Source organism: Acidiphilium sp. PM (genome assembly GCF_000219295.1).
In the GTDB taxonomy this organism is placed as follows: Bacteria; Pseudomonadota; Alphaproteobacteria; order Acetobacterales; family Acetobacteraceae; genus Acidiphilium; species Acidiphilium multivorum.
This window is the reverse complement of sequence record NZ_AFPR01000248.1, coordinates 1-6,624: the sequence shown is the minus strand read 5'-3', so window position 1 is coordinate 6,624 and position 6,624 is coordinate 1. Positions and strand designations below refer to the sequence as shown.

Sequence of the window (6,624 nt, the reverse complement as noted above, 5' to 3'; positions counted from 1 at the left end):
TCCGCCGCGGCGGCAAGCCCGACCAGCGCGTAATCCCCATGCCGCCGCGCCAGCTCCGCGAAGCCATACCGCCGCCCCGGCACCAGCGGAATCTCCACCGCGGTCAGAATCTCCCCCGGTTCCAGCGCGGTTTCGAACAGGCCGGTGAAAAAATCCGCCGCCGCGATCCGCCGCGCGCCCGCCTGCCCCTCGGCGATGATCGTCGCATCGAGCGCCAGCATGCAGGCCGGCAGTTCCGCCGCCGGATCGGCATTGGCGAGGCTGCCGCCGATCGTCCCCCGCGAGCGGATCGCCGGATGCGCGACATGGGCGAGCGCGGTCGCGATCAGCGGCGCATGGGCGGCGATCTCGGGTGCGTCGAGCAGCGTCGCATGGGTGCAGCCGGCGCCGATCCGCAGCATCGTCGCGGTGACGTCGATGCGCCGCAGGTCCGCGATCCGGCCGATATCGACCAGCAGGCCCGGCGCCGACAGCCGGAAGTTCAGCGCCGGCAGCAGGCTCTGCCCGCCGGCGAGGAGCTTCGCCCCCTCATGGGCGGCGAGCAGCCCGACCGCCTCGGCGACCGACCCGGCACGGACGTAATCGAATGGAGCAGGTTTCATGACATTCCTCGCCCGAAACCTGTCCGATCGCGGCGGGCCCGTCAATCGCCCCGCCGCCGCACCGCGCTCACCTCAGGGGCTGGCGGCCGCGGTCCTTCAGCATCCACAGCGCGACCACCGACATCGCGCAGCCGACCAGCAGATAGGCGCCGGCGGCGAGCTTCACTCCGGTCAGCCCGATCAGCGCGGTGGCGATCAGCGGCGCCGTGCCGCCGCCGATCCCGAGCCCGACATTGAACGCCAGCGAATAGCCCGACAGCCGGTATTCAGAGCGGAACTGCTCGGAGAGCATCGCCGGGGCGACGCCCATGATCGAGCCGAGCATCAGGCCCGAGACCACCTGGGCGATGGCGAAGGGCGTCAACGCCCCCTGCGCCATCGCGAAGAAGGGCAGCGCCAGAACCAGCAGCGCGCCGAAATTGCCGATCAGCCAGGAGCGGCGCAGGATCCAGTGATCGGTCAGCCAGCCGGTCAGCGGGATCAGGACCAGCACGAAAAGCTGCGTGACGGTCACGATCTCCAGCGCCAGGCTGTCGGAAATCGCGCCGAACTTGGACCCGAAGGTCGGCAGGAACACGAGGGTGAGATAATCCGCGACGCCATAGCCCCAGGTGAACAGCATCGCCAGCAGCATGATCTTCGGGCTGCGGCGGAACGCCTGGCGGATCGGCAGTTCGTCATCCTCCGCCGCCTTGTCGGGCTCATATCCGGTATCGGTCAGCCGCGAACGCACCAGATAGGCCAGCACCGCGAGCACGCCGCCGGCGAGGAACGGCACGCGCCAGGCCCAGCCCTGCACCGCATGATGGCCCGCCATCAGCGTGGTCAGCGCGGCGAAGCCGGCGGCGAGCAGATAGCCCCCGGTCGAGCCGAAATTCGCGAAACTGCCGGCGAAGCCCCGCCGGTTGGCCGGCGCGGTTTCCACGAGATACGACACCGAGCCGGTGAACTCCCCGCCCACCGACAGGCCCTGGAACAGCCGCACCGCCAGCAGCAGCACCGGCGCCCAGAAGCCGATCTGCTGATAGGTCGGCAACAGCCCGACCGCCGTGGTCGCCAGCCCCATCATCACCACCGAGGTCACCAGCACCGTCTGCCGCCCCACCCGGTCGCCGAGATGGCCGAAGATCACCCCGCCGATCGGCCGCATCATGAACCCGATGGCGAACCCGCCATAGGCGCCGAGCAGCGAGGCGATCTTGTCGGACGAGGGGAAGAACAGGCTGGCGATCATCGGCGCGAGATAGCCGTAGAGGCCGAAATCGTACCATTCCAGCACGTTCCCGATCGTGCCGGCGCTGAGATTGCCGAGCGAGAGGGTGCGGTGTTTCTTGAGCCGCGTGGGCGCGGCGGATGCGGGTTGCGACATGTCAGGCCTCGCTTTCGTTCTCCCCGAACGGCAACGACGCATCGCCGCCCACCGGCGGAGGGCGGCGCGGGACAAACCGGTCGGGTCTTGGGTTGCGGCCGGACGACGCCAGCGCGCCATCACGGCGCCGGTCGCCTCGTCGCGGCGCCCGGCCCGCCGCGCCCCCGCAACCGGGACACGCGACGACTCATGAATCAGGCGCCCGACGGGCACCATCTGAGATTGCAGTCTCGATCCAGATATGGAGGCGTCAGCTCACGGATCAAGAAAAAATCGCAGGATTCATGTCATTCCCGGCGAACGCGCGGAAATATCCCTGTATTTTACTCGATCTTCCTCAACCGGCGCACCGCCGCCAGATCCAGCCTCGCGGCGATGCGCCTGCGTTCATTCGGGCAGATACACGCTGGCGATCAGCCCCTTGCCGCCCGGCCGGTTCGCCAGCGTGATGTCGCCGCCATGCGCGCGGATCGCGTTGCGGGCGATGGCGAGGCCGAGCCCCAAGCCGCCGGTCTCGCGGTTGCGGCTGGTCTCCAGCCGGCGGAACGGCTCGAACACCCGCTCCAGCTCGCCCGGCGGCACGCCCGGCCCGTCATCCTCGATATCGACGCGCAGCGTATGCCGCTCCGCCTGGTGCAGCGAGACCCGCGCCGACTGGCCGTATTTCACCGCGTTGCCGATCAGGTTGGCGAAGGCGCGCTTGAGCGAGAGCGGCCGGCCGCGGATGGTGATGTGATCGGGCCCCTGATAGGCGAGCCTGGCCGAAGCGGCGGGGGCGATATCGGCCGTCTCGTCGATCACGGTGCGCAGCAGGATCGCGAGGTCGACCGGCACCGAGGCCTCGGTCTGCGCCACGTCGCGCCCGAAGGCGATGGTCGAGGTCAGCATCGCCTCCAGCTCGTCGAGATCGGCGAGGATCTTCTCGCGCTGCGCGTCGTCGTCGAGGAATTCGGCGCGCAGCCGGAGGCGGGTGATCGGCGTGCGCAGGTCGTGGCCGATGGCGGTGAGCAGGAAGGTCCGGTCCTCGACGAAGCGGCGGATGCGCGCGGCCATCGTGTTGAACGCGATGGCCGCGGTGGCGATCTCGGTCGCCCCGCCCTCCGGCAGCGACGGCGCATGGGCGATGTCGCGCCCGAGCTGCTCGGCGGCGGCGGCCAGCGTGCGGACCGGCGCGGTCAGCCTGACCACCCCCCAGAAGATCAGCAGCGCGCCGAGCGCGAACATCACCAGAAAGGCGCTCGCGAAGCCGGGCTGTTCCCAGGGCGGGCGCGGCCGGAACGGGCTCTGCACCGTCAGCCAGCCGCCATCCGGCAGCTCGAAGCTCAGGATCGTGGTCGAGGGCGCGGTCGTGCCCCGCATCACCACCTGCCTCGGCTGCAGGAAATCGGGCATCGGAAAGGCGAGCAGCGAACCCTGGATGATCTGCCGGGTCGGCAGCGGCAAGGTGAAGGTGCCGGAATAGGGCGGCACCGGATCGAGGCTGACCCGGTCGCCGGCGACGCCGTTCGCCTCCGCCACGATCTGCGTCCGCAGCGGCTTCGGCGCGCTCACCACCGGGCGATAGAGCGCGCCGTCCCGCGTCGCGATCGCGCGTTCGGCGACGATCCCGTTCACCTCGATCTGGTTGAGCACATGAACGCCGAGGCCGATGGCCTGGATCAGCGAAAACCCGAGCAGCAGAACGAGCCCGGTGCGCCAGGCGAGGCTGGAAGGCCAGAATTTCAGCCGTGCCCAGATCCGGCCGAGGGTCATGAACGCTCGACCGGCGCCGCCAGCACATAGCCGCCGCCGCGCACCGTCTTGATGATCTGCGCGTGCCGCCCGTCATCCTCGAGCTTGCGCCGCAGCCGCGAGATCGCGACGTCGATCGCCCGGTCGAACGGCCCCGCCTGCCGCCCGCGCAGCAGGTCGAGCAGCATGTCGCGGGTCAGCACCCGGTTCGGCCGGTCGAGCAGGGCGAGCAGCAGGTCGTATTCCCCGCCGGTCAGCGGCACCTCGACCCCGTGCGGGTCGAGCAGCCGGCGCCGCGACGTCTCCAGCACCCACCCGGCGAAGCGGTAGAGCCGCGCCGAGCTTTCGCGGCCCGGGGTCTCGTTCTCGCCGACGCGGCGCAGCACCGCGCGGATCCGCGCCACCAGCTCGCGCGGGTTGAACGGCTTCGTCACATAGTCGTCGGCGCCGAGTTCGAGGCCGATGATCCGGTCCGGCTCCTCGCCCAGCGCCGTGAGCATGATGATCGGCACCTGCGATTCCCCGCGCAGCCAGCGGGCGAAATCGATCCCCGATTCGCCGGGCAGCATGAGATCGAGCACGACGAGCTGGTAATGGCCGTTGAGGTAGGCCCGCCGCGCCTCGCGCGCATCCCGCACGGCGGTGACGCGGAAGCGCTGGCGTTCGAGAAAGCGGGCGAGCAGTTCACGGATTTCGCGGTCATCGTCGACCACGAGGATGTGCGGCATGATGTCCATGGCTGTTACAATAGCCGGGATCGTTTCACTTTGGGCGCACCGTTGCATTTCCTTACGCAAAATGATCATGCCCCGGCGTCCAAGATTTTACTTGCGCCCCCGGGGTGATGGCCCTATGTCGCGCTCCACGCAGCAACGCACGTGCCTCTGCCTCCCGTCGGGGGTTACGCAACGACGTCAAGCGTTCTGGCAACAACCCGGCATTCGTGCCGGTTTCGTCTGGTCGCTGGTTCGTTCGACCGTTTCGCAACCCGCCCTGCGCCGCAAGCGCCGGGCCCATGGATCTGGGAAGGGAGTGGGTCATGACCCCCAAGCTCGCCCGTTTTCTCGATTCCGGCATGGTCTCCACGCCGGCCATCCTCGTCGATCTCGATCGCGTGGCGGCGAATTTCGCCGCCCTGCGCGCCGCCCTGCCGGACGCCGCGATCTACTACGCGGTGAAGGCCAATCCGGCCGCCCCGGTGCTCGATCGCCTGGTCGGCCTCGGCTCGCGCTTCGATGCCGCCAGCATCGAGGAAATCCGCGCCTGCCTCGCCGCCGGCGCCGCCCCCGCCGCGATCAGCTTCGGCAACACGGTCAAGAAGCGCGCCGCCATCGCCGAGGCGCATGCGCGCGGCGTCGATCTCTTCGCCTTCGATTCCGACGAGGAGCTGGACAAGCTCGCCGCGGCCGCGCCCGGCGCGAAAGTCTATTGCCGCCTCGCCGTCAGCCAGGACGGGGCGGACTGGCCGCTCTCGCGCAAGTTCGGCACCAGCGGCACCCATGCGCGCGACCTGCTGGTCCGCGCCGCCGAACGCGGCCTGATCCCCTGGGGCGTGTCCTTCCATGTCGGCAGCCAGCAGACCGGCGTCGGCGCCTGGCGCACCGCGATCGGCCAGGCCGCCGCCGTGTTCACCGACCTGCGGGCGCGCGGGATCGACCTGCGGCTGCTCAATCTCGGCGGCGGCTTCCCCACCCGCTACCGCGACGACATCCCGCCGCTCGGCGATTTCGGCGCCGCGATCATGGATGCCGTGCGCCAAGCCTTCGGCAACAACGTGCCGGACCTGCTGATCGAGCCCGGCCGCGCGATCGTCGGCGATGCCGGCGTTGCGGTGAGCGAGGTGGTTCTCGCCTGCACCCGGCACGAGGATGAGGGCCGCCGCTGGGTCTATCTCGATCTCGGCCGTTTCGGCGGCCTCGCCGAAACCGAGGGCGAGGCGATCCGCTACCGCATCACCGCCCCCGGCGTCGCCGGCGCCGACGCGCCCGCCGTGCTCGCCGGGCCGAGCTGCGATGGCGTGGATGTGATGTACCGCGAAACCCCCTGCCCGCTGCCCGCATCCCTCGCCGCCGGCGACCGCGTGCTGATCCACGATACCGGCGCCTACGTGACAAGTTACGCGAGCCAGGGGTTCAACGGTTTTCTCCCGCCGGAAGAACACTATCTCTGACGCAGTCGCGCCGCCCGGCGTCCGGGCGGCGCGTTGTTGCAACCAGCGCTCAGGGAGAGCCTCATGACCGACAAGATCACGACGACCATCGGCAGCATCGACATCAAGGCCGCCGACGGTTCGGGCGCGTTCAAGGCCTACACCGTCACCCCCTCCGTCAAGCCGACCGGCGCGGTGGTGGTGATCCAGGAAATCTTCGGCGTGAACGACGCGCTCCGCGCGACCTGCCAGGAAATCGCCGAGATGGGCTTCATCGCCATCGCGCCGGACCTGTTCTGGCGGCAGGAGCCGGGCGTCGACCTCACCGACAAGTCCGAGGCCGAGTGGAAGCGCGCCTTCGAACTGATGAACGGCTTCGACCAGGACAAGGGGATCGAGGATCTCAAGACCACCCTCGCCACCGCCCGCGCCCTGCCGGGCTGCAACGGCAAGGTCGGCACCGTCGGCTTCTGCCTCGGCGGCCGCCTCGCGGTGATGATGGCTACGCGGTCGGACGCCGACGTGAACATCTCCTATTACGGCGTCATGCTCGACAAGCTGATCCCCGAATTCGGCAACATCGGCCGCAAGCTGGTGATGCACATGGCCGAGCTCGACGAGTTCGCCCCGAAGGACGCGCGCGACGCGGTGATGGCGGCGACGAAGGGCAACGCCCTGGTCTCCTCGCATGTCTATCCCGCCGTCCACCACGCCTTCGCCCGCGTCAACGGCGTGCATTTCGACCGCCGCGCCGCCACCATCGCCAATGGCCG

Annotated in this window: 6 protein-coding genes; 2 read left to right on the top strand and 4 right to left on the bottom strand. The window is 69.5% G+C overall.

Features of this window, described 5'->3' with window-relative positions:
* From APM_RS10685 to APM_RS10670, 4 genes are all read right to left on the bottom strand, one after another.
* The coding region (locus tag APM_RS10685; RefSeq protein ID WP_007423386.1) for a xanthine dehydrogenase family protein subunit M at window positions 1-602 on the bottom strand (602 nt) is incomplete at its 3' end.
* Between the two features lie 67 nt (window positions 603-669).
* Window positions 670-1,971, bottom strand: coding sequence for an MFS transporter (locus tag APM_RS10680; RefSeq protein WP_007423385.1), 1,302 nt, complete (start codon window positions 1,969-1,971; stop codon window positions 670-672).
* A 387-nt stretch (window positions 1,972-2,358) separates the two neighbouring features.
* The gene (locus tag APM_RS10675; RefSeq protein WP_007423384.1) at window positions 2,359-3,723 is read right to left on the bottom strand and encodes an ATP-binding protein; all 1,365 of its coding nucleotides are present in this window, start codon (window positions 3,721-3,723) and stop codon (window positions 2,359-2,361) included.
* A complete protein-coding gene (locus APM_RS10670) occupies window positions 3,720-4,439 on the bottom strand; it encodes a response regulator (protein WP_007423383.1) in 720 nt (239 codons plus the stop codon). Before APM_RS10670 ends, APM_RS10675 begins: the two co-directional genes overlap by 4 nt.
* Before the next feature lie 302 nt (window positions 4,440-4,741).
* Between APM_RS10670 and APM_RS10665 the strand changes: the two genes are divergently transcribed.
* Window positions 4,742-5,872, top strand: coding sequence for a type III PLP-dependent enzyme (locus APM_RS10665; protein ID WP_007423382.1), 1,131 nt, complete (start codon window positions 4,742-4,744; stop codon window positions 5,870-5,872).
* Window positions 5,873-5,935: 63 nt separating this feature from the next.
* On the top strand, window positions 5,936-6,624 hold a 689-nt coding region (locus tag APM_RS10660; protein ID WP_007423381.1), incomplete at its 3' end, for a dienelactone hydrolase family protein.

Excerpts from the sequence above, each read along its gene's own strand:
- APM_RS10675 (WP_007423384.1), bottom strand. The coding sequence starts at position 3,723 with ATGACCCTCGGCCGGATCTGGGCACGGCTGAAATTCTGGCCTTCCAGC.
- APM_RS10665 (WP_007423382.1), top strand. The coding sequence starts at position 4,742 with ATGACCCCCAAGCTCGCCCGTTTTCTCGATTCCGGCATGGTCTCCACG.
- APM_RS10670 (WP_007423383.1), bottom strand. The coding sequence starts at position 4,439 with ATGGACATCATGCCGCACATCCTCGTGGTCGACGATGACCGCGAAATC.
- APM_RS10680 (WP_007423385.1), bottom strand. The coding sequence starts at position 1,971 with ATGTCGCAACCCGCATCCGCCGCGCCCACGCGGCTCAAGAAACACCGC.